Source organism: Vibrio methylphosphonaticus (assembly GCF_023634655.1).
Lineage (GTDB): Bacteria > Pseudomonadota > Gammaproteobacteria > Enterobacterales > Vibrionaceae > Vibrio > Vibrio methylphosphonaticus.
Genome location: NZ_JAMKMS010000059.1, coordinates 1 through 1,225, shown reverse-complemented (window position 1 = coordinate 1,225; position 1,225 = coordinate 1). Strand labels below are relative to the sequence as shown.

General features: G+C 52.1%; 1 rRNA gene. It reads left to right on the top strand.

The window, feature by feature from the left end:
- Positions 1-81: 81 nt before the first annotated feature.
- Positions 82-1,225 (top strand): 16S ribosomal RNA (locus tag M9196_RS23215); the annotation flags it as partial.

The window sequence follows — 1,225 nt, the reverse complement described above, 5'->3', positions numbered from 1 at the left end:
GATAATAGCTTTAAAATTACTTCTTACTTTTTAAGTAAGGGACAGTTTTGAAGTCAGTATTCATTGAGCCGACAAAATCTTAAATTGAAGAGTTTGATCATGGCTCAGATTGAACGCTGGCGGCAGGCCTAACACATGCAAGTCGAGCGGAAACGACAACATTGACCCTTCGGGTGATTTGTTGGGCGTCGAGCGGCGGACGGGTGAGTAATGCCTGGGAAATTGCCCTGATGTGGGGGATAACCATTGGAAACGATGGCTAATACCGCATAATGCCTTCGGGCCAAAGAGGGGGACCTTCGGGCCTCTCGCGTCAGGATATGCCCAGGTGGGATTAGCTAGTTGGTGAGGTAATGGCTCACCAAGGCGACGATCCCTAGCTGGTCTGAGAGGATGATCAGCCACACTGGAACTGAGACACGGTCCAGACTCCTACGGGAGGCAGCAGTGGGGAATATTGCACAATGGGCGCAAGCCTGATGCAGCCATGCCGCGTGTATGAAGAAGGCCTTCGGGTTGTAAAGTACTTTCAGTCGTGAGGAAGGTTCATGCGTTAATAGCGTATGGATTTGACGTTAGCGACAGAAGAAGCACCGGCTAACTCCGTGCCAGCAGCCGCGGTAATACGGAGGGTGCGAGCGTTAATCGGAATTACTGGGCGTAAAGCGCATGCAGGTGGTTCGTTAAGTCAGATGTGAAAGCCCGAGGCTCAACCTCGGAACTGCATTTGAAACTGGCGGACTAGAGTACTGTAGAGGGGGGTAGAATTTCAGGTGTAGCGGTGAAATGCGTAGAGATCTGAAGGAATACCAGTGGCGAAGGCGGCCCCCTGGACAGATACTGACACTCAGATGCGAAAGCGTGGGGAGCAAACAGGATTAGATACCCTGGTAGTCCACGCCGTAAACGATGTCTACTTGGAGGTTGTGGCCTTGAGCCGTGGCTTTCGGAGCTAACGCGTTAAGTAGACCGCCTGGGGAGTACGGTCGCAAGATTAAAACTCAAATGAATTGACGGGGGCCCGCACAAGCGGTGGAGCATGTGGTTTAATTCGATGCAACGCGAAGAACCTTACCTACTCTTGACATCTAGAGAAGCCAGCGGAGACGCAGGTGTGCCTTCGGGAACTCTAAGACAGGTGCTGCATGGCTGTCGTCAGCTCGTGTTGTGAAATGTTGGGTTAAGTCCCGCAACGAGCGCAACCCTTATCCTTGTTTGCCAGCAC